This window comes from Oerskovia paurometabola, assembly GCF_016907365.1.
Lineage (GTDB): Bacteria > Actinomycetota > Actinomycetes > Actinomycetales > Cellulomonadaceae > Oerskovia > Oerskovia paurometabola.
Map to the genome: position 1 here is coordinate 2,055,746 of NZ_JAFBBV010000001.1, position 26,654 is coordinate 2,082,399.

Annotated in this window: 27 protein-coding genes; 17 read left to right on the forward strand and 10 right to left on the reverse strand. The window is 71.0% G+C overall.

The window, feature by feature from the left end; translation table 11 throughout:
• The first annotated feature begins 9 nt into the window (after window positions 1-9).
• The 5 genes from JOD48_RS09195 to JOD48_RS09215 all read left to right on the forward strand — a co-directional run bounded on the left by JOD48_RS09195 (window position 10) and on the right by JOD48_RS09215 (window position 3,503).
• The gene (locus JOD48_RS09195) at window positions 10-351 is read left to right on the forward strand and encodes a non-heme iron oxygenase ferredoxin subunit (RefSeq protein ID WP_030152220.1); all 342 of its coding nucleotides are present in this window, start codon (window positions 10-12) and stop codon (window positions 349-351) included.
• 35 nt (window positions 352-386) lie between these two features.
• Complete coding sequence (sufC, locus tag JOD48_RS09200) at window positions 387-1,154, forward strand: Fe-S cluster assembly ATPase SufC (protein WP_138824653.1); 768 nt, start codon at window positions 387-389, stop codon at window positions 1,152-1,154.
• Window positions 1,155-1,235: 81 nt separating this feature from the next.
• Window positions 1,236-2,534: a cysteine desulfurase gene (locus JOD48_RS09205; RefSeq protein WP_191791374.1), complete on the forward strand. Its 1,299-nt coding sequence runs from the start codon at window positions 1,236-1,238 to the stop codon at window positions 2,532-2,534.
• Window positions 2,535-2,610: 76 nt separating this feature from the next.
• Window positions 2,611-3,159 carry a Fe-S cluster assembly sulfur transfer protein SufU gene (gene sufU / locus JOD48_RS09210; RefSeq protein ID WP_191791373.1) on the forward strand — a complete coding sequence of 183 codons (549 nt, stop codon included), beginning with the start codon at window positions 2,611-2,613 and terminating at the stop codon, window positions 3,157-3,159.
• Window positions 3,156-3,503 (forward strand): metal-sulfur cluster assembly factor, encoded by a 348-nt coding sequence (locus JOD48_RS09215; RefSeq protein ID WP_056647167.1) that lies wholly within the window; start codon window positions 3,156-3,158, stop codon window positions 3,501-3,503. Before sufU ends, JOD48_RS09215 begins: the two co-directional genes overlap by 4 nt.
• Window positions 3,504-3,602: 99 nt before the next feature.
• Here the strand turns inward: JOD48_RS09215 and JOD48_RS09220 are convergent, their stop codons facing one another.
• On the reverse strand, window positions 3,603-4,262 hold the full coding sequence (locus tag JOD48_RS09220) for a Rid family hydrolase (protein WP_204808678.1): 660 nt from the start codon (window positions 4,260-4,262) through the stop codon (window positions 3,603-3,605).
• Between the two features lie 345 nt (window positions 4,263-4,607).
• Here JOD48_RS09220 and JOD48_RS09225 point away from each other — a divergent pair, with 345 nt between their 5' ends.
• A complete protein-coding gene (locus tag JOD48_RS09225; protein WP_204808680.1) occupies window positions 4,608-6,221 on the forward strand; it encodes a flavin monoamine oxidase family protein in 1,614 nt (537 codons plus the stop codon).
• 136 nt (window positions 6,222-6,357) lie between these two features.
• Here JOD48_RS09225 and JOD48_RS09230 read toward each other — a convergent pair whose 3' ends face one another.
• Window positions 6,358-6,966 carry a dihydrofolate reductase family protein gene (locus JOD48_RS09230; RefSeq protein WP_204808682.1) on the reverse strand — a complete coding sequence of 203 codons (609 nt, stop codon included), beginning with the start codon at window positions 6,964-6,966 and terminating at the stop codon, window positions 6,358-6,360.
• 106 nt (window positions 6,967-7,072) lie between these two features.
• Complete coding sequence (ypfJ, locus tag JOD48_RS09235) at window positions 7,073-7,978, reverse strand: KPN_02809 family neutral zinc metallopeptidase (protein WP_204808684.1); 906 nt, start codon at window positions 7,976-7,978, stop codon at window positions 7,073-7,075.
• A gap of 393 nt (window positions 7,979-8,371) precedes the next feature.
• Between ypfJ and JOD48_RS09240 the strand changes: the two genes are divergently transcribed.
• Window positions 8,372-9,970 carry an ABC-F family ATP-binding cassette domain-containing protein gene (locus JOD48_RS09240; RefSeq protein WP_204808686.1) on the forward strand — a complete coding sequence of 533 codons (1,599 nt, stop codon included), beginning with the start codon at window positions 8,372-8,374 and terminating at the stop codon, window positions 9,968-9,970.
• Window positions 9,971-10,063: 93 nt separating this feature from the next.
• Here JOD48_RS09240 and JOD48_RS09245 read toward each other — a convergent pair whose 3' ends face one another.
• From JOD48_RS09245 to JOD48_RS09255, 3 genes are read right to left on the reverse strand one after another with little or no spacing between them, the layout of a single operon-like run.
• Window positions 10,064-11,035 carry an SURF1 family cytochrome oxidase biogenesis protein gene (locus tag JOD48_RS09245; protein ID WP_307824066.1) on the reverse strand — a complete coding sequence of 324 codons (972 nt, stop codon included), beginning with the start codon at window positions 11,033-11,035 and terminating at the stop codon, window positions 10,064-10,066.
• Window positions 11,036-11,094: 59 nt separating this feature from the next.
• A complete protein-coding gene (locus JOD48_RS09250; protein ID WP_191791367.1) occupies window positions 11,095-11,343 on the reverse strand; it encodes a hypothetical protein in 249 nt (82 codons plus the stop codon).
• Window positions 11,336-11,809: a DUF3099 domain-containing protein gene (locus JOD48_RS09255; protein ID WP_307824067.1), complete on the reverse strand. Its 474-nt coding sequence runs from the start codon at window positions 11,807-11,809 to the stop codon at window positions 11,336-11,338. Before JOD48_RS09255 ends, JOD48_RS09250 begins: the two co-directional genes overlap by 8 nt.
• 171 nt (window positions 11,810-11,980) lie before the next feature.
• On the opposite strand from JOD48_RS09255, the gene JOD48_RS09260 reads away from it, so the two are divergent.
• The 3 genes from JOD48_RS09260 to JOD48_RS09270 all read left to right on the forward strand — a co-directional run bounded on the left by JOD48_RS09260 (window position 11,981) and on the right by JOD48_RS09270 (window position 14,224).
• A complete protein-coding gene (locus tag JOD48_RS09260; RefSeq protein WP_030152232.1) occupies window positions 11,981-12,709 on the forward strand; it encodes a beta-ketoacyl-ACP reductase in 729 nt (242 codons plus the stop codon).
• 163 nt (window positions 12,710-12,872) lie between these two features.
• Window positions 12,873-13,640, forward strand: coding sequence for an enoyl-ACP reductase FabI (fabI, locus tag JOD48_RS09265; RefSeq protein ID WP_191791366.1), 768 nt, complete (start codon window positions 12,873-12,875; stop codon window positions 13,638-13,640).
• 14 nt (window positions 13,641-13,654) lie between these two features.
• Entirely contained in the window at window positions 13,655-14,224 is a 570-nt protein-coding gene (locus tag JOD48_RS09270; protein WP_191791365.1) for a SixA phosphatase family protein, read from the forward strand.
• 90 nt (window positions 14,225-14,314) lie between these two features.
• On the opposite strand, the gene serB is transcribed toward JOD48_RS09270, so the two are convergent.
• Both serB and JOD48_RS09280 read right to left on the reverse strand, forming a co-directional pair.
• Window positions 14,315-14,971 (reverse strand): phosphoserine phosphatase SerB, encoded by a 657-nt coding sequence (serB, locus tag JOD48_RS09275; RefSeq protein WP_204808688.1) that lies wholly within the window; start codon window positions 14,969-14,971, stop codon window positions 14,315-14,317.
• Window positions 14,972-14,975: 4 nt separating this feature from the next.
• The gene (locus JOD48_RS09280) at window positions 14,976-16,214 is read right to left on the reverse strand and encodes a glucose-1-phosphate adenylyltransferase (RefSeq protein WP_138824642.1); all 1,239 of its coding nucleotides are present in this window, start codon (window positions 16,212-16,214) and stop codon (window positions 14,976-14,978) included.
• Between the two features lie 138 nt (window positions 16,215-16,352).
• Here JOD48_RS09280 and glgA point away from each other — a divergent pair, with 138 nt between their 5' ends.
• Entirely contained in the window at window positions 16,353-17,573 is a 1,221-nt protein-coding gene (gene glgA / locus JOD48_RS09285) for a glycogen synthase (protein WP_204808690.1), read from the forward strand.
• On the opposite strand, the gene JOD48_RS09290 is transcribed toward glgA, so the two are convergent.
• On the reverse strand, window positions 17,537-18,367 hold the full coding sequence (locus JOD48_RS09290; RefSeq protein ID WP_204808692.1) for an Rv1486c family protein: 831 nt from the start codon (window positions 18,365-18,367) through the stop codon (window positions 17,537-17,539). The genes glgA and JOD48_RS09290 overlap by 37 nt on opposite strands.
• 27 nt (window positions 18,368-18,394) lie before the next feature.
• Between JOD48_RS09290 and JOD48_RS09295 the strand changes: the two genes are divergently transcribed.
• From JOD48_RS09295 to JOD48_RS09320, 6 genes are all read left to right on the forward strand, one after another.
• Entirely contained in the window at window positions 18,395-19,180 is a 786-nt protein-coding gene (locus JOD48_RS09295; RefSeq protein ID WP_191791361.1) for an ABC transporter ATP-binding protein, read from the forward strand.
• A gap of 152 nt (window positions 19,181-19,332) precedes the next feature.
• Complete coding sequence (locus tag JOD48_RS09300; RefSeq protein WP_138824638.1) at window positions 19,333-19,782, forward strand: NfeD family protein; 450 nt, start codon at window positions 19,333-19,335, stop codon at window positions 19,780-19,782.
• Between the two features lie 149 nt (window positions 19,783-19,931).
• Window positions 19,932-21,164: an SPFH domain-containing protein gene (locus JOD48_RS09305; protein ID WP_191791360.1), complete on the forward strand. Its 1,233-nt coding sequence runs from the start codon at window positions 19,932-19,934 to the stop codon at window positions 21,162-21,164.
• 184 nt (window positions 21,165-21,348) lie between these two features.
• Window positions 21,349-22,086 carry a TetR/AcrR family transcriptional regulator gene (locus tag JOD48_RS09310; protein WP_204808694.1) on the forward strand — a complete coding sequence of 246 codons (738 nt, stop codon included), beginning with the start codon at window positions 21,349-21,351 and terminating at the stop codon, window positions 22,084-22,086.
• A gap of 152 nt (window positions 22,087-22,238) precedes the next feature.
• On the forward strand, window positions 22,239-23,978 hold the full coding sequence (locus JOD48_RS09315; RefSeq protein ID WP_204808696.1) for an ABC transporter ATP-binding protein: 1,740 nt from the start codon (window positions 22,239-22,241) through the stop codon (window positions 23,976-23,978).
• Window positions 23,979-24,136: 158 nt separating this feature from the next.
• A complete protein-coding gene (locus JOD48_RS09320) occupies window positions 24,137-26,071 on the forward strand; it encodes an ABC transporter ATP-binding protein (RefSeq protein WP_425564158.1) in 1,935 nt (644 codons plus the stop codon).
• Between the two features lie 98 nt (window positions 26,072-26,169).
• Here JOD48_RS09320 and JOD48_RS09325 read toward each other — a convergent pair whose 3' ends face one another.
• On the reverse strand, window positions 26,170-26,613 hold the full coding sequence (locus JOD48_RS09325; protein WP_191791358.1) for a hypothetical protein: 444 nt from the start codon (window positions 26,611-26,613) through the stop codon (window positions 26,170-26,172).
• Window positions 26,614-26,654 lie beyond the last annotated feature (41 nt).

Below are 26,654 nucleotides of genomic sequence, written 5' to 3' on the forward strand. Positions count from 1 at the left end.
CCGACCCGCATGACTGCACAGCTTGCTTGCATGACCGACGACGTGGCGCCCGAGGAGGCGCTGCGTGTGGAGCTCGAGGGCGAGAGCGGCCCTGTCGAGGTCGCGGTCGTCCGCGACGGCGACGGGAACTGGCACGCCATCTCGGACATCTGCTCCCACGGCGCGGTCTCGCTGTCCGACGGCGAGGTCGAGGGCTGCTTCATCGAGTGCTGGCTGCACGGCTCGCAGTTCGACCTGCGGACCGGCATGCCCACCGCGCTGCCCGCGATGCGCCCCGTGCCCGTCTACCCGGTCACGATCGACGGCGAGCGCGTGCTCGTCGACATCGACCAGACCGTCTCCCCGTCCTGACCCCCTGAACTTTCTCGAATACTGGAGAACACCACATGTCCACTCTGGAGATCCGCGACCTGCACGTCAGCGTCGAGACCAAGGAAGGGCCGAAGCCGATCCTGCGCGGCGTCGACCTGACCATCAACGCGGGCGAGACCCACGCGATCATGGGCCCCAACGGCTCGGGCAAGTCGACCCTCGCCTACTCGATCGCCGGCCACCCCAAGTACACGATCACGAGCGGTACCGTGACGCTCGACGGCGAGGACGTCCTCGCGATGACGGTCGACGAGCGTGCCCGTGCGGGCATGTTCCTCGCCATGCAGTACCCGGTCGAGGTCCCCGGCGTGTCCGTCTCGAACTTCCTGCGCACCGCCAAGACCGCGATCGACGGCGAGGCCCCCGCGCTGCGCACGTGGGTCAAGGACGTCAAGGGCGCCATGGAGAACCTGCGCATGGACTCGTCCTTCGCGGAGCGCTCGGTCAACGAGGGCTTCTCCGGTGGTGAGAAGAAGCGCCACGAGATCCTGCAGATGGAGCTCCTCAAGCCGAGCATCGCGATCCTCGACGAGACCGACTCGGGCCTCGACGTCGACGCGCTGCGCATCGTCTCCGAGGGCGTCAACCGCGCCAAGGAGTCCACGGACGTCGGCGTGCTGCTCATCACGCACTACACGCGCATCCTGCGCTACATCAAGCCGGACTTCGTGCACGTGTTCGTCGACGGCCGCATCGCCGAGGAGGGCGGCCCCGAGCTCGCCGACCGTCTCGAGAACGAGGGCTACGACCGCTTCCTGACGACGGGCGCGGCCACGGCCTGACCTGGGCCTGCGGGTGGCCGGTCCGCCGGCCACCCGCCCGCCAGATCTCGGCGGGCACCTGACACCTTGAGGAGACTTCCGATGACCACCACCGACACCGTGCGGGCCGGGCTGAGCGCCACCGAGCTCGCCGCCGTGCGAGCCGACTTCCCGCTGCTCGCCCGCACGGTGCGGGGTGGACGTCCGCTCGTCTACCTCGACTCGGGCGCCACGTCGCAGAAGCCGCAGGTCGTGCTCGACACCGAGGTCGACTTCTACGAGGAGCGCAACGCCGCGGTGCACCGCGGCGCGCACCAGCTCGCGGAGGAGGCGACCGAGGCGTTCGAGGACGCCCGGTCCGCGGTGGCCCGCTTCGTGGGGGCCGACGCCGACGAGATCGTCTGGACGTCCGGGGCCACGGCCGCGATCAACCTCGTCACGTACGCGCTGTCCAACGCGACGATCGGTCGTGGGGGAGAGGCGGCCCGCCGCTTCGCCCTGGCCCCGGGCGACGAGATCGTCCTGACCGAGGCCGAGCACCACGCCAACCTCGTGCCGTGGCAGGAGCTCGCCGCGCGCACGGGCGCCGTGCTGCGCTGGTTCGGCGTCGACGACGACGGGCGCATCCGCGTCGACGAGGCGGACTCGGTCATCACCGAGCGCACGCGCGTCGTCGCGTTCACGCACGCCTCGAACGTGACCGGAGCGATCACGCCAGTCGCGCCGATCGTGGCACGGGCCAAGGAGGTCGGGGCGCTCACGTTCCTCGACGCGTGCCAGTCCGTGCCGCACCTGCCCGTGGACCTGCACGCCCTCGACGTCGACTTCGCGGCGTTCTCGGGGCACAAGATGCTCGGCCCCACGGGGATCGGGGCGCTCTACGGGCGCCGTGAGCTGCTCGAGGCGCTGCCCCCGGTCACGACCGGCGGGTCCATGATCGAGGTCGTCACCATGACCGAGGCCACGTACATGCCGCCGCCGCAGCGCTTCGAGGCCGGCACGCAGGCCGTCGCGCAGATCGTCGGCCTCGGCGTCGCCGCGCAGTACCTCGACGAGCTGGGCATGGAGAACGTCGCCGCCCACGAGCACGACCTCGCGGTCGAGCTCCTCAAGATCGCCGACGTCCCGGGCGTGCGGATCATCGGCCCGGCCACACCGGAGGACCGCCTCGCGGTCGTCTCGTTCGTCGTCGAGGGCGTCCACGCGCACGACGTGGGCCAGGTGCTCGACGCCGCCGGCATCGCGGTGCGGGTCGGTCACCACTGCGCCCAGCCCCTGCACCGCCGGTTCGGGATCGCCGCCACGGCACGCGCCTCGGCCTCGGTGTACACGACGTCCGAGGACGTCACGGCGTTCCGGGAAGGTTTGGCGGGGGTCCGGGCGTTCTTCTCAGTGGACTGAGAACCCGCACGTCCCTCACTTGCTCGCGCGGTCCCCACGGCCACGCAGGATGTACCGAAGGAGCACGACCCCCGCCATGAGCAGCTCGTTGGAGCAGATGTACCAGCAGGTCATCCTCGACCACGCGAAGTCCCCCCACGGGCGAGGCTTCGTGGAACTCTCGGAGGGGCACCTGCACGGTGAGTCGCACCAGATCAACCCCACGTGCGGCGACGAGGTCACGATGCGCGTCGAGTTCGACACCGCCGACCCGCAGTCCCCGACCATCTCGAGCGTGAGCTGGGAGGGGCAGGGCTGCAGCATCTCGCAGGCTTCCCTGTCGGTGCTCACGGACCTCGTCACCGGGGCACCCGTCGCGGAGTCCGAGCACCTCGGCGACGTCTTCCGCCAGCTCATGCAGTCGCGCGGCAAGGGCCTCGACGACGACCTCGAGGACCAGCTCGGCGACGCCACGGCCTTCACCGGGGTCGCACAGTTCCCGGCCCGCATCAAGTGCGCGCTGCTCGGCTGGGCCGCGCTGCGTGACACCCTGGCGACGTCGGGGGTCCTCACGGACGCCCACTCCACCCAGCAGCCCGCGCTCGACCAGACCACGTCCCCTCAGTCACCTCAGGAGAACCGATGACGACCGAGACCCCCGCCGCCTCCGCGGCGCCGACCCCGCCGACCGCGGCCGACGTCGAGGAGGCCATGCGCGACGTCATCGACCCCGAGCTCGGGATCAACGTCGTCGACCTCGGCCTCGTCTACGGCATCCAGGTCGACCAGAACAACCACGCGGTCATCGACATGACGCTCACGTCCGCGGCCTGCCCGCTGACCGATGTCATCGAGGACCAGACGGCGCAGTCCCTCGACGGGCTGATCGACGGCTTCCGGGTCAACTGGGTCTGGATGCCGCCGTGGGGCCCCGAGAAGATCACGCAGGACGGCAAGGACCAGCTGCGCGCGCTGGGTTTCAACGTCTGACGTGGGCCCTCACTGAGGGACGTGCTCGTCAGTTCGTGCCCGCCGACCGGGGGACATGGCCGGCGGCCGGTCAGCCCGCGCGAGCCGCGGCGCCCGCCCTCACTTCGAGTGCTTGTGGTCCGTCCCCGGGTAGACGGCGTCCACCTCGACCTCGACGAGCCACCCGTTGACCGGCAGGTTCTCGATCTCGAGCGCGAAGCGCGAGGGACGCGCCTCGTTGACGACCATCGGCTGAGTCGTCACGGAGCCGAGCTGGACGTCGAGCGTCGCGCCGGTCGCGAGGTTCGTGTTGGCGAAGAACTGACGGTACGCGCGGTTCCACCCCGCGAAGTCCATCTTCGCCTCGCCCTCGGGGTTCTGCAGGAAGACCCGCATCGAGACGACGTCCTCATAGGACAGCCCGGCCTTCGTGAGGTTCTCACCGATGCGCATGAGGGCGTTGATGCCCTGGGCCTCGGTGAGTGTGACCCCGGCGGGCAGCTGTCCGCCCGGGAAGACGTCGATCGGGATGTACCGTGCCTCGGCCGACACGCCGGGGGCCGTGTTCATCGCCGACGGACCGAGTCCCGAGGACTTGTACCAGGAGACGTTCTTGCCGATCGCGACGCCGTCGGCGATCGAGGCCGTGTCGCCCGTGATGAACGAGACGGCCTCGGTGGGCGCGGGCTCGAAGAGCTTGCCCTTCGCGTAGGCGGTGCCCGGGACGGCGACGGCTGCGGTCACGACGACCGCGGCGATGACCTGGACGCTGTTCTTCATGAGGACCTCCGGTGGCGGTGCAGCGCGCGGGGGCGCCTGGCACGTGTTCGGTCCGGCGGGTACCGGATGACGAGGACCGTAGTGAGGTGCCGTTTCGGCGCGATGAACGCGGAGGTTCGGGCTGAAGTCGGACTGATGCCTCGTATCACCCGATCCGCATGCAGATGGCATCCGACCGGAACCTCGCGAAACAGACTTGTTACTACCCGCAACTGTCAGGAAACGCTGGAGAACCGTCCTGGGAACGTACGGCGCCTAGCGTCACGCACGGTGCTGGCGGCGGCACCCGGCGCGTGCGGCCGTGGACCCCGTCCGTCAGACCGACAAGACGAGAGGTAGGGCATCGTGGTCTCAGAGAACGACTCCTCCGGCGTCTCACGCCGAAGCTTCTTCCAGGCGGTCGGCGTGGGTTCGAGCGCCGGCGTCATGTTCGCGACGATGGGCGCCGTCGGGCTGGCTCCGACGGCTGCGGCGCAGCCGCGGAACGAGTCCTGGACCCCTCCCCAGGGCAGCGACTTCTCGCTGACCGGGCGCTCGGCCAAGAAGGTCGTCGTCGTCGGAGCCGGTCCCGCCGGCCTGGCGTCGGCGTACGAGCTGCAGAAGGCCGGCTACAAGGTCACGGTGCTCGAGGCTCGCCACCGGGCCGGCGGTCGCACCCTCACGATCCGCGGCGGAGACTCCGAGACGGACGTCAACGGCGTCACCCAGACCGCGCGCTTCGCCGACGGCCTCTACATGAACGCGGGTGCCGGGCGCATCGCGCAGTGGATGGTCACCATGGACTACCTGCGTGAGCTGGGTGTGCCGTACGAGGTCTTCACCAATGCGAACGCCGATGCCTACCTCTACAACGAGCGCTCGGGCGCGACCCCGGGCAACCCGGTCCGCTACCGCACGGCCAAGGCCGACGTGTTCGGGTACACCTCGGAGCTGCTCAGCATGGCGGCCGACCAGGGCGCGCTCGACCAGAGGCTGACCGCCGCGGACAAGGAGAACTTGCGGTCCTTCCTGCGCAGCTGGGGGTCGCTGACGGCCGACGGGAAGTACCAGGGCGGGAGCAACCGCGGGTACTCGGTCTACCCGACGGCGTGGAACGAGCACGGCACGCCGCTGCCCGGACCGGGCACGGTCTCGGAGGTGCTCGCCTCGAAGGTGGGGCAGTACTTCCCGTTCGAGATCAACTGGGAGCAGTCGATGCTCATGTTCCAGCCCAAGGGCGGCATGGACACGACCTACGAGTACTTCGTGCGCGCCATCGGCAAGCAGAACGTGCTCTTCAACTCACCGGTCACCGGCGTCGAGAACACGAGCAGCGGGGTCAAGGTCACCTACACGGCGGCGAACGGCGAGGCGCGGCAGATCGAGGCGGACTTCGCGATCGTGTCCGCTCCTGCGGGCCTCATGCGTCGCTGGGCCACCAATTGGGGGCCCGACATCGACGCCGCGCTGGGCGAGTTCGCGGTCGGCTCCCCTGCGGGCAAGATCGGGCTGCAGTACCGGTCCCGCTTCTGGGAGGACGACCACCGCATCTTCGGCGGGATCACCGAGACGGATATGGACCTGGCCCACGTCTGGTATCCGTCGTACGGGTACGGCGAGAAGAAGGGTCTCGTCGTCGGGTACTACAACACGGGGGCGAATGCGCGGGCCTATGCCGACATGACCCCCAGGCAGCGACAGATGCGCGCCGTCGAGCAGGGCGTCAAGATCCACGGCGAGAAGTACCGCACGGAGCTGGAGAGCTCGTTCTCGATCGCCTGGCACAAGGTGCCGTACATCGAGGGCGCCTGGGCGTACCCGAACACCGGGTCACCGCGGTTCAAGCAGCTCCAGCAAGGAACCGGCAACACGTACTTCGCGGGGGACTGGATGTCCGAGATCTCCGCGTGGCAGCACGGTGCCTTCTGGTCGGCGCGGTACGCGGTGCAGAACCTCCACCAGCGCGTCATGGCGACCTGATGCGCACGAGGTCCGGGTTCCCCGACTCGTTCGAGGAGCCCGGACCGGCTGCTCGTCCGGCACGCTCGTCGGCGCCTGGGCACGGGGCGCATCGCCCGTGCCCCGGAGCGCCGGAATCCAGCCCGACCCGGCGCGTTCACCCGTCGGCTGCCGCCCCGGGCGGGCCCTCCAGGACGCGTGGGCGGTACTCGACGAACTGGATGCCGGTGTCGAAGGTGCGATGGTCGATCATCTCGAGGGCCACGTCGGGGTAGCCGTCGTAGATCCGTTCGGACCCGGTCGCGCCGGTGATCACGGGGAACATCCCGACGCGGAACCGGTCGACGAGTCCGGCGCTCAGCAGCGCCCGTGCCAGGCTGAGGCTGCCGATCGTGCTGAGGATCCCGTCCTCGTGGTCCTTCAGGGCGCGGACCGCCTCGACCGCGTCGCCGCGCACGAGCGTGGAGTTGGCCCATGTCAACGGCTCGGGGAGCGTGCTGGAGAAGACCACCTTCCGCGCGGCCGTGAGCTCGTCGACCGAGGCCTCCTCGTCGGCCGTGAACTCGTCCGTCCCCTCCGGCATCTGACCGGCCGCGAATCCCGACATCAGCCGGTAGGTGTTCGCACCCATCAGGTAGGTGACCTCGGGTTGCTCCTGCAGCCACCCGAGGTACTCAGGCCCTTCGAGCCCCCAGAACCCGGGCCAGCCCTCGCCCGACGCATAGCCGTCGAGCGAGGTGATGAAGTCGACGAGCAGCTCTGCCATGGGTCCGTCCCCGTCCGTGTCGTTCCCCTGCCGTGGCGCCGCCTGGCGGCGGCCTGGTCTCACCACTGAGACGGCGGCACGACCGGAAACTCATCGGTCGGCGCACTCAGAGCGTCGACGCCTCCAGCGCGTTGCAGTCCTGGAACGTCCCGCCGTCGTAGCCCGTCATGAACCAGCGCTGGCGCTGCTCGCTCGACCCGTGGGTCCACGCCTCGGGGTTCACCGAGCCGGTCGCGGACTGCTGGATGCGGTCGTCGCCCACAGCGGACGCGGCGGAGAGGGCGTCCTTCAGCTCGTCCGGGCTGATCTCCTGCAGGAACGGCACGCCGCGGTCGGGGTCGATCGTCTTCGCCGCGGTCCCCGCCCACATGCCTGCGAGGCAGTCGGCCATGAGCTCGATGCGCACCGAGTCGGACTCGGGTCCGGTGCCGGACCGGTCCGCCGACGCCATGACCCCGGAGAGCTGTTCGATGTGGTGGCCGAACTCGTGCGCCGTGACGTACTCCTCGGCGAGCGGACCGCCCGAGGACCCGAAGCGGTCGCGCAGCTCGTCGAAGAACGAGACGTCGATGTACACGGTCTGGTCGGGCGGGCAGTAGAAGGGCCCGACAGCGCTGGTCGCCGCGCCGCACCCCGTCTGGGTCGACGCCGTGAAGCTGTAGACCTCCGGGAGGACGTACTCGACGCCGACCTGCGCGGGGAGCGCTTCAGCCCAGAAGGCGTCGAGCGACTGGGCGGTCGCCGACAGCCGGCACTCACGCTCGCTGTTGGCCTGCTCGACCGTGCACTCCTCGACGAACTGCTGCTGCGCGGTGTCCTCGGCCCCGGACGGCTGGACCACCTGGTCGCTCACCGACCCCAGCACGCTGCCCAGGTCGCCGCCGTTGAGCAGCGCGACCACGACCGCCACGAGCACGGCGGCGAGGCCACCGCCCGCGATCACGGGTCCCTTGCCGCGCCCGCCCTTGCGGACCCGGCCACCCTCGAATGAACCACCCTCGTTGAACGTCACGGGTCAACGCTACTCGTCGCCGCAGGTCACGGCGTCCTGCGGTGCGACGTCGGGCGAGGACGGCCGGTCGGTGGTAGCGGCCCGACGGCGCCGCTCACCTCGGTCCTGTCCCGCACCCGCCCGCGGCCCACCCCGGGAGGGCGAGCACCACCGTCGGGCCGGCGGGGCCGAGAACGGGCTTGAGGTCGCAACGGCGCCCGGGACGACCGCAACCCCGTCCTCGGCACCCGGTGGCGACCAGCAGCCCGACTGTGACGGACCAGCCCGCGAAATCCCGTTCCGTCCGCGGGCTCCCGGCACTAGAATCGGTGGCGTTTGTGTCTCGCGCACAGCGCGACCGCGCGAACCCCTACGCCCCCTGAACACCTCACCATCCTGCCGGAGGAACTCTCTGTGATCACTGCCCACGCCGTCGAGCTGCGCGTCGGCGCCCGCGTCCTGCTGGACGAGGCGTCCTTCCGCATCGCAGCCGGAGACCGGATCGGCCTGGTGGGTCGCAACGGAGCGGGCAAGACCACCCTGACGAAGACCCTCGCGGGGGAGACCCAGCCCACGGCCGGGCAGATCGTGCGCACGGGAGACGTCGGCTACCTGCCGCAGGACCCGCGCACGGGCGACCTCGACGTGATCGCGATGGACCGCGTCCTCTCGGCACGTGGCCTCGACGTGCTGGTCCGCAAGATGCGTGAGACCGAGGGGGAGATGGCGAGCGCCGACGAGGAGACCCACCTCGCCGCGATGGAGCGCTACCCCAAGCTCGAGGAGCGGTTCACGGCCGCGGGCGGCTACGCCGCGGAGAGCGAGGCGCAGCGCATCACGTCGAACCTGGGCCTCGACGACCGCATCCTCGCGCAGCCCCTCAAGACCCTCTCGGGTGGCCAGCGCCGACGCATCGAGCTCGCGCGCATCCTGTTCTCGGGGGTCGAGACCCTGCTGCTCGACGAGCCGACCAACCACCTCGACGCCGACTCGATCCTGTGGCTGCGCGACTACCTGAAGAACTACTCGGGCGGGTTCGTGGTCATCAGCCACGACGTCGAGCTGCTCTCGGCGACCGTCAACAAGGTCTTCTACCTCGACGCGACGCGCGGCGTCCTCGACCAGTACAACCTGGGCTACAAGGCGTACCTCGAGCAGCGCGAGACCGACGAGCGCCGCCGTCGCCGCGAGCGTGCCAACGCCGAGAAGAAGGCCGGCACGCTGCTCGCGCAGGCCGAGAAGATGCGCGCCAAGGCCACCAAGGCCGTGGCCGCGCAGAACATGATCAAGCGCGCCGAGCGCATGCTCTCGGGCCTCGAGGGCGAGCGCGTGAGCGACAAGGTCGCCAAGCTGCGGTTCCCCACCCCGGCACCGTGCGGCCGCACGCCCATCACGGCCGAGGGCCTGTCCAAGTCGTACGGCTCGCAGGAGATCTTCGCGGGCGTCGACCTCGCGATCGACCGCGGCAGCCGCGTCGTCGTCCTCGGACTCAACGGTGCGGGCAAGACGACCCTGCTGCGCATCCTCGCGGGCGTCGAGAAGCCCGACACGGGCGAGGTCATCGCCGGGCACGGGCTCAAGCTGGGCTACTACGCCCAGGAGCACGACACGCTCGACATGGACGTGACGGTCGTCGAGAACCTGCGCCACGCCGCGCCGGACCTCACCGACACCCAGGTGCGCTCGGTCCTCGGCTCGTTCCTGTTCTCCGGCGACGACGCGAACAAGCCGACCAACGTCCTGTCCGGTGGCGAGAAGACGCGCCTCGCGCTCGCGACCATCGTCGTCTCGGGGGCGAACGTGCTGCTCCTCGACGAGCCCACCAACAACCTGGACCCGGCCTCGCGCGCCGAGATCCTCGACGCGCTCAAGAACTACGAGGGCGCGGTCGTCATGGTCACCCACGACGACGGTGCGGTCGAGGCGCTCTCCCCGGAGCGCGTCCTCCTGCTGCCCGACGGCGACGAGGACCTGTGGAACGACTCGTACGCGGAGCTCATCTCCCTCGCCTGACGCGCCAGGACGACGAACGGCCCGCCTGCTCCTCGGAGCAGGCGGGCCGTTCGTCATCTTCTGGCCGTTCGTCGTGTCCGGCCGCTCGCGCGGTCAGGGGCGAGGCTCGGGGAGCTGCGCGTCGATGAGCGCGTCCTCCTCCTCCTCGGCCGTGGGACCGCGCTTGCGGCGCGGCGCGGTCTCGCCCGGCGCACGGCCCGACGCCCGCTGCTCGCCGAGGAGGTCGCCCGCGGTGACGGTCTCGCGCTTCTCGCGGCGGATCAGGATGAGGAACCCGCCGATCGCGCCTGCCGCGAAGACGAACCACTGGAACGTGTAGGACAGGTGCGAGCCGGGGTCGGTGTCCGGGACGGGCAGCGGACGCAGCGACGCCGCCGGAGCGGGGTCCTCGGCCCGGAGCGACCCGTACGCGCCCACGGTCGCCCCCTCGGCCCACGCGGCGCCGTCGGGCCCTTCAGCGAGGACCTGGGCCGTGTTGATGGCCTGGACCTGCCCTGCCGGGGCGTCGCGACGCGACGCGGGCTCGTCCGCGCGCAGGCTGACCGTCACCTCGACCGTGCCGGCCGGGGGAGCGGGCACCGCGTCGGGGGCGCTCGCGTCGGCCCCGAGGGGCACGAAGCCGCGGTCGACGACCATGACGACCTTCTCGCCGCCGTCGGTCGGGGACGTCACGAACGGCACCAGGACGTGGAAGCCCGCCTTGCCGCCCGCCGGACGGTTGCGCAGCAGGACCGTGGCGTCCTCGACGTAGGAGCCCTCGAGCGTCACGCGCTGCCACACGTCCTGCGGGTCCAGGACGGCGCCCGGGCCGTCGAGCACGTCCGTGAGCGGCACGGGCTCCGCGTCGTAGTTCGACTCGATGATCTCGATCTGCGCCGAGCGCGACTCGTACCGGTGCCACTGCCACCGGCCCGCAAGGACGCACAGCGCGGCGACGAGCAGCACCCCGAGGGCGAGCGTCACCCACTGGCGCAGGGTCCGCGGCTCGGCCTTGGCGTCGCGCGACACGTCGTGCGCGAGCTGGTCCGCGTCGGGCTGCCGGGCGGCCTGCTGGGCGGGGATCACGTCCGGTCCTGCAGGTCCGGTAGGTCCGGCGGAGAGGTCGGGACCGGGGGAGGGCTGGGTCACAGCTCGGGCCGGCGCTCGAGGTCCGCGACGGGGACGGTCTGCTTCCAGAAGTCACGGGCGCCGAGGAACGTCTCGAGGTGCTCGCGGTGGTCGTCGCACGCGAGCCACACCTTGCGGCGCTCGGGCGTGTGCAGCTTGGGGTTGTTCCAGAGCAGCCCCCAGACGGCCTCGGAGCGGCACCCCTTGCCGCTGCAGATCAGCTCACCCTCGTCGACGGGGTCGGCGAGGTGGAGGAGGTCAACCATCGTGCGGCTCCTGGTCGGTGGTTCGGTCGGTTCGGTCGGTGGTCGGGCGGGTGGTCGGCTCGGCGGCCTGGTCGCGGGTCCGGCCCGGGGTCTGGTCGGGAGCGGCGTCGGCGGCGTCCTGCGTGGTGGGGGCGTCCTCACGGACCTGGCCCTCGTCGTCGAGCTCGACGACCCTTCCGAGGCTCGGATGGTCGGGCGCGGACTCGACCTGGAGCCGCTCCATGGGGGAGACGTCGTAGGTCTTCTGGTCGCGCCCCGCGTTGACGAGCAGCACGGCGACGTACGGCAGCACGATCGCGGCGCCGATCAGGACGAACGAGAACCACCCGTGGACGATCACCGCACCGAGGAAGCACACCAGCCGGATCCCCATCTGGATGAGGTACCGCTTGGTGCGTCGTGCCTGGTCCTCCGCGAGCGACTCCGGTGCGTTCGAGATGCTCGGCACCTGGTTGCTGCTGCTCACCCCTCCATCCTACGTTTGTCGGAACCCGACAAAGGACCCCGGCGGCCTGTGATGGTCCCTGCGCGCACGCGGTCCGGCGCGCGGGGTACCGTCGTGGCGGCGACGTGCCGGCCGTGCGGGACCTGTCCCGCCGAAGGCGTCGCCTCCCAGCCACCCGAACGAGGAGATGTCGTGTCCGAAGCCCCCGCTTCCCCCGCCCCGCGCACCGTGGTCGTCACGGGCGCCAACCGGGGCATCGGCCGCTCGATCGCCGAGCGCTTCGTCGCGAACGGCGACCGCGTCGCGACGATCTACCGCAGCGGCGACCTCCCCGAGGGGGTCTTCGGCGTCGTGGGCGACATCACCGACACCGACGCCGTCGACGCGGCCTTCACCGCGATCGAGGCCGAGCTCGGCCCGGTCGAGGTCCTGGTCGCGAACGCGGGCGTGACCCGCGACCAGCTCCTCATGCGCATGACCGACGACGAGTTCGAGTCGGTCATCGACGTGAACCTCACCGGGACGTTCCGCTGCGTGCGCCGCGTCTCCAAGGGCATGATCCGCCTGCGCCGCGGTCGCATCGTCCTCATCTCCTCGGTCGTGGGCCTGTACGGCGGCCCGGGCCAGGTCAACTACTCGGCGTCCAAGGCTGCGCTGGTCGGCATGGCTCGCTCCATCACGCGCGAGCTGGGCGGGCGCGGCATCACCGCGAACGTGGTCGCGCCCGGGTTCATCGAGACGGCCATGACGGCCGAGCTGCCCGAGGAGCGGCAGAAGCAGTACAAGGCCAACATCCCCGCGGGACGCTTCGCCCAGGCGGACGAGGTCGCGGGCGTCGTGCAGTTCCTCGCCTCGCCCGACGCGGGCTACATCAGCGGCGCCGTGATCCCGGTCGACGGCGGCCTCGGCATGGGCCACTGAGTCCACCGGCAGGCCCGGTCCGAGGCGTCTCGGACCACCGCGCACGCCACCGAGGAGCACAGCGTGTCCCTCGCCACACCGCTCGACCCGCCCAGAACTACCCGGGCGGGTCGTCCATGAGTACGCTCAAGCAGCGCACGACGAAAGAACGGAAGAAGAACTGATGGGTCTGCTCGAAGGCAAGAAGCTCCTGGTCACCGGCGTCCTCACCGACTCCTCGATCGCGTTCCACGCGGCCCGGCTCGCGCAGGAGGAGGGGGCCACGGTCGTGCTCTCCTCGTTCGGGCGCCAGATGAAGCTCACGCAGGCGTTCGCGAAGCGTCTGCCGGTCGAGGCGCCCGTCGTGCAGCTCGACGTGACGAACGAGGAGGACCTCGCGGGCCTGGCCGACGCGGTCCGCGAGCACGTCGACGCGCTCGACGGCGTCGTGCACTCGATCGGGTTCGCGCCCCAGTCCGTCATGGGCGGTAACTTCCTGTCCGCGAGCTGGGAGGACGTCGCGACCGCGCTGCAGGTCTCGACCTTCTCCTACAAGTCCCTCGCCGTGGCCGCCAAGCCGCTCATGACGAACGGCGGCGCCGTGGTCGGGCTGACGTTCGACGCACAGTTCGCGTGGCCCGTGTACGACTGGATGGGCGTCGCCAAGGCCGGGCTCGAGTCCGCGAACCGCTACCTGGCGCGCGACCTCGGCCCCGAGGGCATCCGCACGAACCTGGTCTCCGCCGGCCCGATCCGCACGACGGCCGCGAAGTCGATCCCCGGGTTCGAGCAGATGGAGGACGGCTGGCCGACGCGCGCACCGCTCGGCTGGGACCAGATGACCGCGGAGCCTGCCGCACGCGCCGTCGTCGCTCTCCTGTCAGACTGGTTCCCGGCGACGACCGGGGAGATCGTGCACGTCGACGGCGGCGTGCACGCCATGGGTCTGTGACGAGAGGGACGAACGTGCGAGATGGCCGATCGGCGGCGTCGTTCGACGCCACCGGGCCCGGGGTCCCGGGCCGTACGCACCGGCTGGTGCTGCTCCGGCACGCGAAGGCCGAGCCTGCGGGGGGCGTCGACGACGTCCTGCGTCCGCTCGCGCTCAACGGGCGGCGCCAGGCCGGCCGGGTCGGTGCCGCGCTCGCCCACTCCGCGCTCGTCCCCGAGCTCGTCCTGTGCTCCTCGGCGCTGCGCACGCGCCAGACCTGGGAGCTGCTCGCCGCGAACCTGGGTGACGTCGCCCCCGAGGTCGTGGTGACGGACACCCTGTACGCCGCGGGGGTCAAGGACGTCGTGGACCTGGTCCACGGCGCCGACTCCCGCGTGCGGACGCTCCTCGTGATCGGTCACGAGCCGACCATGGCCGCCACGGCGGCGCACCTGGCTTCCCCCGGCTCCGACTCGGGCGCCCTGGCGCAGGTCCGCGTCGGTGTCCCGACCGCGACCTACAGCGTGCTGGAGTCCCTCACGCCGTGGAGCGAGTGGACCGACGGTGTCGCGGACCTGACGTACGTCGGGCGCCCCGCGAGCTGAGCCGAGCCGCGCAGAGGCCCGACGGGCAGGTAGCACGACGACGGCCCCTTCTCCCGCTGACCGGGGGAAGGGGCCGTCGTCGTCGGGCTCTCAGGCCTGTGCGTCGATGATCTCCAGCACCGCGTCGAGGCGCGGCCCCGGCACCGAGTAGGGCGCCTGGGCGACCACGACGGGCTTGGCGGCGAACGCGATCCCGATCCCGGCGGCGCCGATCATGTCGAGGTCGTTGGCGCCGTCGCCGATCGCGACGGTGTCCGTCATGTCGACGCCCTCGGCGGCAGCGAGGTCGCGCAACGTGGCCTCCTTGGTGGCCCGGTCGATCACGGGGCCGGTCGTGCGTCCCGTGAGGCGGCCGTCCTCGACCTCGAGGCGGTTCGCCCGGAAGTGCGTGATCCCCAGCCGCGCGGCCAGGGGAGCCACGATCTCCTCGAAGCCGCCCGACACCAGTGCCACGGTCCACCCGCGGCGCTGGAGCTCGGCGACGAGCTCGGTGGCACCGGGCGTGAGCGTGACCTTCTCGAGCACGTCCTCGAACGCGCTGACCGGAACCCCGGCCAGGGTCGCGACGCGTTCGCGCAGCGACTCTGCGAAGTCGATCTCCCCGCGCATCGCGCGCTCGGTGACGTCCGCGACGAGGTCGCGCGTCCCGGCGTGGTCGGCGAGGAGCTCGACGACCTCCTGCGTGATGAGCGTGGAGTCCACGTCCATCACGACGAGGCGGCGGGTCGAGGCGGGTCGGGCGGTCATGGTGCTATTCAACGATGGTTCCCTTGGGGACGACGGTGATGCCCGAGTCGGTGACCGTGAAGCCCCGCGCACGGTCCTGCTCGGGGTCGAGGCCGATGCGGGCACGCTCGGTGACGATCACGTTCTTGTCGAGGATCGCGCGGTGGACCTGCGCGTGCCGCTCGACCTGGACGCCGTCCATGAGGACGGAGTCGGAGACGGACGACCAGGAGTGCAGGTAGACGCCGGGGGACAGGACCGAGCCCACGACGGTGGCGCCGGAGATGATGACGCCGGGGGAGACGAGCGAGTCCGCGGCGTGGCCCAGGCGGCCCTGGCCCGAGTGGACGAACTTGGCCGGCGGCAGGCCGACGTACCCGGTGTGCAGGGGCCACTCGTCGTTGTACAGGTTGAAGACGGGCGTGATCGAGATGAGGTCCTTGTTCGCGTCGTAGTACGCGTCGAGGGTCCCGACGTCACGCCAGTAGTCCCGGTCACGGTCCGTCGAGCCGGGGACGTCGTTGCGGATGAAGTCGTAGACGCCTGCGGTGCCGCGTGCGACGAAGGCCGGGACGATGTCGCCGCCCATGTCGTGGCGCGAGTCCGGGTCGCTCGCGTCGGCGGTCACGGCGGCCACGAGCGCGTCGGCGTCGATGACGTAGTTGCCCATCGAGGCGAGGATCTCGCCGGGGGAGTCGGCCAGGCCGACGGGGTCGGTCGGCTTCTCGAGGAACGCGCGGATCTTGGCCGGGTCCTCGGGGTCGGTGTCGATGACCCCGAACTGGTCGGCCATGGAGATGGGCTGGCGGATGCCGGCGACGGTGAGCTCGGCGCCCGAGGCGATGTGCGCGTCGACCATCTGGGAGAAGTCCATGCGGTACACGTGGTCCGCACCGACGACCACGACGATGTCGGGGCGTTCGTCCTCGATGATGTTGAGGCACTGGTAGATCGCGTCGGCGCTGCCGAGGTACCAGTGCTTGCCCACCCGCTGCTGTGCCGGCACCGGCGCGACGAAGTTCCCGAGCAACGACGACATGCGCCACGTCTTGGTGATGTGGCGGTCGAGGCTGTGGGACTTGTACTGCGTCAGCACGACGATGTGCAGGTAGTGCGAGTTCACCAGGTTCGACAGCGCGAAGTCGACCAGGCGGTAGATACCGCCGAACGGTACGGCCGGCTTGGCGCGGTGGGCGGTGAGCGGCATGAGCCGGTTGCCCTCGCCACCGGCGAGGACGATTGCAAGGACACGTGGGGCGGCCATGGGCAAAACCTTAAGGCCACGCGCACGGTTCGCGGTGACCGAACCGCAGGCTGGTCGGGGTTCGTCCCACGACGTGGTGACGGCTGCCCGGGCGGGGCGGTGCGCACGAGTCGCGCGGACCGCGCTAGCGTGTGGCGCGTGAGAGTCGACCTGCTAACCCGTGAGTACCCGCCCTACGTCTACGGAGGCGCGGGCGTCCACGTCGCCGAGCTGTCCCGTGTGCTGCGCGAGCGCATCGACGTGCGCGTGCGCGCGTTCGACGGGTCGCGCGCCGAGGAGGGCGTGACGGGCTACTCGGTCCCCGGTTCGCTCGCGTCGGCGAACGCGGTCCTGGGCACCTTCGGCGTGGACCTCGCGATGGCCGACGACGTCGCGGGCGCGGACCTCGTGCACTCGCACACCTGGTACGCCAACCTCGCGGGTCACCTGGCCTCGCTCCTGCACGGGATCCCGCACGTGCTCAGCGCGCACTCGCTCGAACCGCTGCGCCCGTGGAAGGCCGAGCAGCTCGGCGGCGGCTACGCGCTGTCCGGCTGGGCCGAGAAGACCGCCTACGAGGCGGCCGCGGGCATCATCGCGGTCTCGGCGGGCATGCGTGCGGACATCCTGCGCTGCTACCCGGACGTCGACCCGGCCAGGGTCCACGTGGTCCACAACGGGATCGACCTGGACGGCTGGCGCCGTCCGGAGTCCGAGGCGCAGGTCGCCGCGGCGGACCGTGTGGTCCGCGACCTCGGGATCGACCCCGAGCGTCCGGCCGTGGTCTTCGTGGGGCGCATCACGCGCCAGAAGGGCCTGCCGTACCTGCTGCGGGCGGCCGCGCAGCTGCCCCCCGAGGTCCAGCTGGTCCTGTGCGCGGGTGCGCCCGACACCCCCGAGATCGCGACCGAGGTGAGCGACGCCGTCGCGCGCCTCGCGGAGCAGCGCACGGGCGTGGTCTGGATCGAGCAGATGCTCCCGCGCGAGGAGCTCGTCGCGGTCCTCGCGGCCTCGACCGTCTTCGTGTGCCCCTCGGTCTACGAGCCGCTCGGCATCGTCAACCTCGAGGCCATGGCCGTGGGGCTGCCGGTCGTGGGGTCCGCGACGGGCGGCATCCCCGAGGTGATCGACGACGGCGTCACGGGCCACCTGGTCCCGATCGAGCAGGTCGACGACGGGACGGGCACGCCCGTGGACCCGGACCGCTTCGTGGCCGACCTCGCCGCGGCGCTCGTCGCGGTCGTGTCCGACCCCGCGCGCGCCCGGGAGATGGGCCGCGCGGCTCGCACCCGGGTCGAGGACCACTTCGCGTGGGACGCGATCGCGGACCGCACGCTCGAGGTCTACCGCAGCGTGCTGGGGTCCGGTCCGGTCGCGTAGCGCGCCGTCGCGGCGGACATGGCCCGTCGCGCGGCCCGGTCGACCTCGCGCAGGGCGGTCGAGCGCTGGTCGGCCTGCCACAGGTTGACGGCGCCGCCGTCGTCGGCCGTGGCGAGGTCGACGATCGCCCGCAGCCGAGCAGCCTGCGCGAGCACGCGCACGCGGCGCGCCTCGGCCTCCCCGCGCACCGCGGGCAGGGGCCAGTCCGGGGGAGTCGTGGACCGCAGCGACGCGATGGTCTCGGCCGCGTCCTCGCGCCAGCGCGCGACGTCGAGCGAGGCGAGGGCCTCGGTCGCGGTCAGCAGCGCGACGCGCAGGTCCCGCTCGGCGTCGGCCAGCGGCCCGACGGCGGCGAGCACCTGGGTGCGCCACGTCGGGACGGGCGTCACGTGCCAGGCGACCAGGTGACCCGTCTCGTAGACGGAGCCGAACTCGGTGATCTCGGGCACGAGAGCCCACGCGCCCTCGGCGGACTGCACGAGCAGGCACTCCTGCGCGTCGGTCGCGTCCGCGCTCACGGCGGCGGGCACCCCCAGCACGTCGCCGGGGGCGGGGAGGGCCGCGCAGACCTCGACCGGGCCCCGGGTCCAGGCCGTGAGCAGGTCGAGGAGGGTCGAGGCGTCGTCGGACCCCTCGACCGTGTGAGGTTCGTCGTCCTGCCGGACGGCCGCGACGGCCCGGCGGAGCAGCGCGTCGTCGGGCACCTGGGCCGCGCCGGGCTGCGGGGCGAGCGCCTGCACCCACAGGGCGAGGACGACGGCGCGGGGGAGCGGGAGGGTCGAGTGGGATTCCACGTCAGCCAACCTATAGGGTCGTGTCCCATGAGCTCGGTTCTGGACCTGCAGGCAGTCACGGTGCGCCGTGGCACGAAGACCATCCTCGACTCCGTGGACTGGCAGGTGAACGAGGGCGAGCGGTGGGTGATCCTGGGCCGCAACGGCGCCGGGAAGACGACCCTGCTGCAGATCGCGGCGGCACGCATGCACCCCACCTCGGGAACCGCGGACCTGCTGGGCGAGCGCATCGGACGCACCGACATGTTCGAGCTGCGCCCCCGCATCGGGCTCGCCAGCGCGGCGCTCGCGGAGCAGATCCCGGGCTCGGAGACCGTGCGCAACGTGGTGCTGACCGCGGCGTACGGCGTCACGGGCCGCTGGCGGGAGGCGTACGAGGACTTCGACGCCGAGCGTGCCGACGACCTCCTCGCGGCCTTCGACGTCCTGCCGCTCGCCGAGCGCCTGTTCGGGACCCTGAGCGAGGGCGAGCGCAAGCGCGTCCAGATCGCCCGTGCCCTCATGACGGACCCCGAGCTGCTGCTCCTCGACGAGCCTGCGGCGGGTCTCGACCTGGGCGGGCGCGAGGAGCTCGTGAGCGCGCTCTCGGAGCTCGCGACGGATCCCGCCTCGCCGGTGCTGGTGCTGGTCACGCACCACGTCGAGGAGATTCCGCCGGGCTTCACGCACGTCCTGCTCCTCAAGGACGGTGCGGTGCACCGTGCCGGGCCGCTGACCGAGGTGCTCACGGCCGAGAACCTCAGCGAGGCGTTCGGGCTGCCGCTCTTCGTCGCGCACGGTGGCGGTCGCTGGCTGGCGCGCGCGGCTCGTTGACGGCCCGTCGTCGGTCGCGCACGGTGGCGTACGCGACACGCCCGATAGGTGCACGGATCTCGTTCTTCCGGTAAAATCTGGGCAAAGAACGCAGGTGGTGTCGACACGTCGACGACGTGCAGCGAACGAGCCTCACGACGGAAGGAACCGTCATGGACTGGTTGTGGTGGGTCGGAGCAGGTCTGCTCTTCATCCTCATCGAGATCATCTCCCTGGACCTCGTGCTGATCATGTTCGCGGGCGGAGCGTTCGCCGCGGCCGGCGTGAACGCGGCCGGTGGACCGCTGTGGCTGCAGATCATCACGTTCGCCGTGGTGTCGGCCGCGCTGCTGCTCTCCCTGCGTCCCTGGCTCCTGCGCCACCTGCGCCACCGCGTCCCCCTCGCCGAGACCGGCGCCGCCGCCCAGATCGGCCGGACCGCCGTCGTCGTGGACCGCGTGACCGAGCTCAGCGGCCGGATCAAGCTCCAGGGCGAGATCTGGAGCGCCCGGACGGTGGACGGCTCGCCCGAGCTGCCGATCGGCGCCGAGGTCCGGGTCGTGCGCATCGACGGCGCGACCGCGGTCGTCCAGTCGCTCGCCCCGGACAGCCACACGGTCTGACCCAGGCATCCGTCCTCGGGCGCCTCGGAGAGGCCGTGGAACCGTGCGGCCCCCCTCGCCGGTGACCGCTCGCCCGACCTCCACCGCACCGCACGACCAGTACCGCGTGACCCGTCAGCCCACCGAGAACCATCCTCAGGAGAATATCGATGAGTGACCCAGACCCCGGAATGATCGCCGTGTACGTCGTGCTCGGGCTGATCCTGCTGTTCGTGATCATCGCCCTCGTCAAGGCCGTGCGGATCGTCCCGCAGGCGACCGCGCTGATCATCGAGCGGCTGGGTCGCTACTCGAGCACGCTCGAGCCGGGACTGCACCTGCTCATCCCGTTCGTCGACCGCGTGCGCGCCGGCGTCGACCTGCGCGAGCAGGTCGTGTCGTTCCCGCCGCAGCCCGTGATCACGTCGGACAACCTGGTGGTGAGCATCGACACGGTCATCTACTTCCAGGTCACCGAGCCCAAGTCCGCCGTCTACGAGATCGCGAACTACATCCAGGGCATCGAGCAGCTCACGGTCACCACGCTGCGTAACGTCGTCGGGTCCATGGACCTCGAGCAGACCCTGACGAGCCGTGACCAGATCAACGGCCAGCTCCGTGGTGTGCTCGACGAGGCGACGGGACGCTGGGGCGTGCGCGTCAACCGCGTCGAGCTCAAGTCGATCGACCCGCCCGCGAGCGTGCAGGGCTCGATGGAGCAGCAGATGCGTGCCGAGCGTGACCGTCGTGCCACGATCCTCACGGCCGAGGGCATCAAGCAGTCCCAGGTCCTGACGGCCGAGGGCGAGAAGCAGGCCGCGATCCTGCGGGCCGAGGGTAACGCCCAGGCCGCGATCCTGAACGCCGAGGGTGAGGCCCGCGCCATCCTGCAGGTCTTCGACGCCATCCACGAGGGCGACGCCGACCCCAAGCTGCTCGCCTACCAGTACCTCCAGATGCTGCCGAAGATCGCCGACGGCAACGCGAGCAAGCTGTGGGTCGTCCCCACCGAGTTCACGGCCGCGCTGGGCTCGATCGCCCAGGGCTTCGGCGGCGTCCCGACCCCGTCCGGTGACGGCCTGGAGGCCTCCGAGGCCGCACGTCGCGAGCGCGACCGCGACCGCGTGAAGTTCGGGACCCCGGCGCTGGTGGACCCTGCCGAGGCCCTCGCCGAGGCTCGTCGTCAGGCCGAGGCCGCCACGGCCGACGCCACGAGCGCCGGCACGCACTCGGGCCTGCCGTTCGACCAGCAGGCCGAGCGGGGGCAGCGTCCCGGTGGACCCGGTCAGCGCTTCGCGCCGGCCCCCGAGCCGGGCACGGCCGCGCCGCGCCCCCTGGGCACGCCCCCGGCGGACGCGCCCGAGGACGGCGGCGTCGAGGGTGGCCCGGAGGACCGCCCGTAGCGTCGCCCGGAGCGAGCCGCACGAGCTGCGGCAGGAACAGGGGTCCCCGGAGGGGCGTCGCGCGAGCGGCGCCCCTCCGGCGTTCCTCGGTGCGCCCCGGTGGCGTGCGGCACCACGGCAGAGGCCCGTCGGTTGCGCCGGGCAACCTTGACGAGTGAGTGCTCACTCACTTATGGTCGAGGGCGTGACGACACCTTCGGGCCGCGCCCGACCCATGAGCCGCGACGACCGGCGCGCCGCGATCGCCTCCGCGACCGTCCCGCTCCTCGCGCGCTACGGCGCCGCGGTGACGACCCGCCAGATCGCCCAGGCCGCGAACGTGGCGGAGGGCACGCTGTTCCGTGCCTTCGAGGACAAGGACGAGCTCCTCCACGCGGCCCTGGTGGCGGCGCTCGACCCGGCGCCCCTGGTCCGCGCGATTCACGACCTCCCGGAGCACGGATCGCTCGAGACGACGCTCGTCGCCCTGGCGGGCCTCATCCAGGAGAGCCAGCGCGCGACCGCCAAGATCGTCCAGGTCGCCCACCAGTTCATGGGGGACCGGCACGGCCAGCACGGCCAGCACGGCCAGCACGGCCAGCACGGCCAGCACGGCCCGCGCCGCCGCCCCGGCGAGCAGGGCGAGCCGGACGAGCAGGGCGCGGACTCCCACCGGGACGCCCGGATGTCCGCCGTCCAGGACATCGTCGGCGCGATCGAGGCGCGCATCACACCGTTCGCCACCGAGCTGCGCACCGAGCCACGTGTCGCGGCGAGCGTCTTCTTCTTCCTCGTGCACGGTCACGCGAGCCCCATGATCTCGCAGGGCGGACCGCTCGACCCGACCCAGATCGTCGACGTCTTCCTGCACGGCGTCCTCGAGGACCCGTGCCAGGCGAACGGCCCACCCGCCGTCCCCGTCCCGACGGCGTCGCTCGCCTGACGCCGCCGCCTCGCCCTCGCGGTCGTCGCCACGGCGACGCATGCTGGACCCGTCGGCGAGGTCACCGAAAACGCTCGACGTGCGCTCCGCCGTCGGGCACTGTCGAGAACCCCGTCCTCCTCTCGCCCCCACCCCTGACAGGACCCCCCCACATGCTCCTTCGTCTACTGCGGACGTACCTGCGTCCCTATCGGACGCCGATCGTGATCCTGCTCGTGCTCCAGCTCGTGCAGACCATCGCGACCCTCTACCTGCCCAGCCTCAACGCCGACATCATCGACAAGGGCGTCACGCAGGGCGACACCGCCTACATCATGCGCACGGGCGGCGTCATGCTCGTCATCAGCCTCGGGCAGGTGATCTGCGCGATCGTCGCGGTGTACTTCGGCGCCAAGGTCGCCATGTCGTTCGGGCGCGACGTGCGCAACGGGCTCTTCACGCGGGTCCAGTCCTTCTCCGCCCAGGAGATGGGCGTGCTCGGCGCCCCGTCGCTCATCACGCGCACCACGAACGACGTCCAGCAGGTCCAGATGGTCGTGCTCATGGCCTTCACCATCATGGTCATGGCGCCCATCATGCTCGTGGGCGGCGTCATCATGGCGCTCCAGGAGGACGTCGAGCTCTCGGCGCTGCTGCTGGTCGTCGTGCCCGTGCTCGGGATCGTCGTCGGGCTGATCGTGTCCCGCATGGTCCCGTACTTCCGCAAGATGCAGAAGCGGATCGACGCCATCAACGGCGTGCTGCGCGAGCAGATCTCCGGCATCCGCGTCATCCGGGCGTTCGTGCGCGAGCGTCGCGAGGAGGAGCGGTTCGCGGTCGCGAACGACCGGCTCTACGACACGTCGCTGCGCGTCGGCAAGCTCATGGCGCTCATGTTCCCGACCGTCATGCTCGTCATGAACGCGACCAGCGTCGCCGTCCTGTGGTTCGGCGCATACCGCGTCGAGGACGGGATGCAGATCGGGGCCCTGACCGCGTTCCTCAGCTACATCATGTACATCCTCATGGCCGTGATGATGTCGACCATGATCTTCATGATGGTCCCGCGCGCCGCGGTCTCGGCCGAGCGTATCGGCGAGGTCCTCGACACCGAGACGACCGTCGTCGAGCCCCAGACCCCCGTGCGCCTGGCGGCCCGCGCCGACCGGACCGGCGTCATCACGTTCTCCGGCGTCGACTTCCGGTACCCCGGAGCCGAGGACCCCGTGCTCCACGACCTCACGTTCACGGCGCGACCCGGCGGGACGACCGCGATCATCGGGTCCACGGGCTCGGGCAAGACCACGCTGCTCCAGCTCGTCCCGCGGCTCTTCGACGCGACGGCCGGGTCCGTGCGGATCGACGGCACCGACGTCCGCGACGTCTCGCTCCAGGACCTGTGGTCGATGATCGGCTACGTGCCCCAGAAGGCGTACCTGTTCTCCGGGACCGTCGCGGACAACGTCCGCTACGGCAAGGAGGACGCGACCGACGAGGAGGTGTGGGAAGCGCTCGAGGTCGCGCAGGCGCGTGAGTTCGTCGAGCAGCTCGACGGGCAGCTCGACGCCCCCGTCGCGCAGGGCGGCACCAACTTCTCCGGCGGCCAGCGCCAGCGGCTCGCCATCGCCCGCGCGATCGTCCGCAAGCCCAGCGTCTACCTGTTCGACGACTCGTTCTCGGCCCTCGACTACGCGACCGACGCGGCCCTGCGGCTCGCGCTCGCCCCGCGGACCCGCGAGGCCACGGTCCTGCTGGTCGCGCAGCGCGTCGCGACCATCCGGCACGCCGAGCAGATCGTCGTGCTCGACCACGGCCGCATCGTCGGCACCGGCACCCACGACGAGCTCCTGGCCACGTGCGAGACGTACCAGGAGATCGTGTACTCGCAGCTCTCGGCGCAGGAGGCAGCATGAGCACCCAGACCCCCCGCCCGAGCGACAACCCGGGCGACAAGAACGCCGAGCCGCACGTGACGCCGTCGGGCGGCGTGCAGGACGAACCCGCGGGCGACAAGCCCGACCTGTCAGCCACGCGCCTCAAGGGGCGCCCCCAGGGCGGCGGCCACGGCCCCATGGGCGGCATGGGCATGCCGACCGAGAAGGCGATGAACTTCACCGGCTCGCTCAAGCGCTTCGCAGGCTACCTGCGCGTCGAGCGGCTCGCCGTCGTGGTCATCACGGTCCTGTCGGTCCTGTCCGTGACCCTCGCCGTGCTGGGCCCCAAGCTGCTCGGCAACGGCACCAACGTCATCTTCGCGGGCGTGATCGGCTCGCAGATGCCCGCGGACATCACCAAGGCGCAGGCGGTCGACAACCTGCGCGCCACGGGGCAGACCACGCAGGCCGACATGCTCGCGGCCATGGACGTCGTGCCCGGCCAGGGCATCGACTTCACCGCGCTGCGCGTCATCCTGCTGTGGGTCCTCGCGATCTACGTCGGTTCCTTCCTCTTCGGCTGGATCCAGGGCCGTGTGACCACGTCCGTGGTGCAGCGCACCGTGCGCCGGCTTCGCGCCGAGGTCGAGGCCAAGCTGGGCCGCCTGCCGTTGTCGTACTTCGACCGGCAGAAGAAGGGCGAGGTGCTCAGCCGCGTCACCAACGACATCGACAACGTCGCGCAGACCCTCCAGCAGACGCTCTCGCAGCTCGTGACCTCGGTCCTGACCGTGGTCGGCGTGCTCGCCATGATGTTCTGGATCTCACCCCTGCTCGCGGTCATCGCCCTCGTGACGGTGCCCCTGTCGGTGCTCGTCACGGCCATGATCGCCAAGCGCTCGCAACCCCAGTTCATCAAGCAGTGGGCCGCGACCGGGCGCCTCAACGCGCACGTCGAGGAGATGTACACGGGCCACGCGCTCGTCAAGGTCTACGGCCACCAGCAGACCGCCGTCGACACGTTCACCGACGAGAACGCCGAGCTGTACGACGCGAGCTTCAAGGCGCAGTTCATCTCCGGGATCATCCAGCCCGCGATGGGCTTCGTCGCGAACCTCAACTACGTGATCGTCGCGGTCGTCGGTGGCCTGCGGGTCGCGTCCGGCCAGCTCTCGCTCGGTGACGTCCAGGCGTTCATCCAGTACTCGCGCCAGTTCACGCAGCCGATCACCCAGATCGCGTCGATGATGAACCTCCTGCAGTCGGGCGTCGCCTCCGCGGAGCGCGTGTTCGAGCTGCTCGACGCCGACGAGCAGTCCCCAGACCCGTCGCCCGCGGTCGTGGTCACGGACGTGCAGGGCCGGGTCGCGTTCGAGGACGTCTCGTTCCGCTACGTGCCCGACCGCCCGCTCATCGACGACCTGTCGATCGTGGCCGAGCCCGGCCAGACGGTCGCGATCGTCGGGCCCACCGGGGCAGGCAAGACGACGCTCGTGAACCTCATCATGCGGTTCTACGAGGTCGACGGAGGGCGCATCACGCTCGACGGCGTCGACACCCGGACCATGAGCCGCGACGGGCTGCGGTCCAACATCGGCATGGTGCTCCAGGACACCTGGCTCTTCAAGGGCACCATCGAGGAGAACCTGCGCTACGGCGTGCCCGACGGCGTCGAGGTCACCGAGGAGCAGTTCCTCGAGGCGACGCGCGCGACTCACGTGGACCCGTTCGTGCGCACGCTGCCCGACGGCTACGCGACCGTGATCGACGACGAGGGCTCGGGCGTGAGCGCGGGGGAGAAGCAGCTTCTGACCATCGCGCGCGCGTTCCTCGCCGACCCGGCGATCCTCATCCTCGACGAGGCGACCAGCTCGGTCGACACGCGCACCGAGGTGCTCGTGCAGCAGGCCATGAACGCGCTGCGCGCCGGGCGGACGTCGTTCGTCATCGCGCACCGGCTGTCGACCATCCGCGACGCCGACGTCATCCTCGTCATGGAGGACGGCGCGATCGTGGAGATGGGCAACCACGAGGTGCTCATCGAGAAGGGCGGCGCGTACGCGCGGCTCTACGAGAGCCAGTTCGCGGCCGCCGCGGTCGAGGAGGTCGCCGAGGGCGAGATGACCCGCTGACCCGGGGACTCCCGTGAACGACGAGAGCCGGTGCCGCCTTCTGGGCGGTACCGGCTCTCGGGGTTCGCCCGGGATGAGGGCGAGGTCGCTGCTGAGGGTCAGGAAGCGGTGTACCCGGCGTTGTCGCAGATCGTCTGGAGCTCGGCCACGGCGTCGGTCACGCCGGTGGTGTCGATCTCGGTCCCGGTCTCGTCGGCGATGTCGTCAGCCATCTGGAACGGGGTCTTGATCTTGCTGATGACGAGGTTGGTGTCCTCGGGCCCAGCGAGGCGCAGGATGGCCTCGAGCTGGATGTTGGTGCTACGCATCGCGTTCGACTGGTCGTCCGTGAGGGCCGCCATGTCGTACTCGAGCTCGTCCGTGACGCGCTGCGCGACGGACTGCTCGCCGCCGTCGAAGTACTTCGCGCACACCTGGAGGTTCGTCGCGCCCGCAGGGGTCTCGTCGGTGGCCGAGCCGCTGTCGGTCGTGGTGTCGGTACCGCACGCGCTCAGGAGCGCGATCGCGCCCACGGCAGCGAGTGCCATCATCTGCTTCTTCATGCATCCATGAAATCACGCGGGAACCGGGCCGAAAGTATGTA

Excerpts from the sequence above, each read along its gene's own strand:
- JOD48_RS09220 (WP_204808678.1), bottom strand. The coding sequence starts at position 4,262 with ATGAAGAACAGCGTCCAGGTCATCGCCGCGGTCGTCGTGACCGCAGCC.
- JOD48_RS09295 (WP_191791361.1), top strand. The coding sequence starts at position 18,395 with ATGAGCTCGGTTCTGGACCTGCAGGCAGTCACGGTGCGCCGTGGCACG.
- JOD48_RS09215 (WP_056647167.1), top strand. The coding sequence starts at position 3,156 with ATGACGACCGAGACCCCCGCCGCCTCCGCGGCGCCGACCCCGCCGACC.
- JOD48_RS09250 (WP_191791367.1), bottom strand. The coding sequence starts at position 11,343 with ATGGTTGACCTCCTCCACCTCGCCGACCCCGTCGACGAGGGTGAGCTG.
- fabI (WP_191791366.1), top strand. The coding sequence starts at position 12,873 with ATGGGTCTGCTCGAAGGCAAGAAGCTCCTGGTCACCGGCGTCCTCACC.
- sufU (WP_191791373.1), top strand. The coding sequence starts at position 2,611 with ATGAGCAGCTCGTTGGAGCAGATGTACCAGCAGGTCATCCTCGACCAC.
- JOD48_RS09300 (WP_138824638.1), top strand. The coding sequence starts at position 19,333 with ATGGACTGGTTGTGGTGGGTCGGAGCAGGTCTGCTCTTCATCCTCATC.
- JOD48_RS09280 (WP_138824642.1), bottom strand. The coding sequence starts at position 16,214 with ATGGCCGCCCCACGTGTCCTTGCAATCGTCCTCGCCGGTGGCGAGGGC.
- JOD48_RS09305 (WP_191791360.1), top strand. The coding sequence starts at position 19,932 with ATGAGTGACCCAGACCCCGGAATGATCGCCGTGTACGTCGTGCTCGGG.
- JOD48_RS09315 (WP_204808696.1), top strand. The coding sequence starts at position 22,239 with ATGCTCCTTCGTCTACTGCGGACGTACCTGCGTCCCTATCGGACGCCG.
- JOD48_RS09230 (WP_204808682.1), bottom strand. The coding sequence starts at position 6,966 with ATGGCAGAGCTGCTCGTCGACTTCATCACCTCGCTCGACGGCTATGCG.
- serB (WP_204808688.1), bottom strand. The coding sequence starts at position 14,971 with ATGACCGCCCGACCCGCCTCGACCCGCCGCCTCGTCGTGATGGACGTG.
- JOD48_RS09205 (WP_191791374.1), top strand. The coding sequence starts at position 1,236 with ATGACCACCACCGACACCGTGCGGGCCGGGCTGAGCGCCACCGAGCTC.
- JOD48_RS09320 (WP_425564158.1), top strand. The coding sequence starts at position 24,137 with ATGGGCGGCATGGGCATGCCGACCGAGAAGGCGATGAACTTCACCGGC.
- JOD48_RS09195 (WP_030152220.1), top strand. The coding sequence starts at position 10 with ATGACTGCACAGCTTGCTTGCATGACCGACGACGTGGCGCCCGAGGAG.
- JOD48_RS09325 (WP_191791358.1), bottom strand. The coding sequence starts at position 26,613 with ATGAAGAAGCAGATGATGGCACTCGCTGCCGTGGGCGCGATCGCGCTC.
- sufC (WP_138824653.1), top strand. The coding sequence starts at position 387 with ATGTCCACTCTGGAGATCCGCGACCTGCACGTCAGCGTCGAGACCAAG.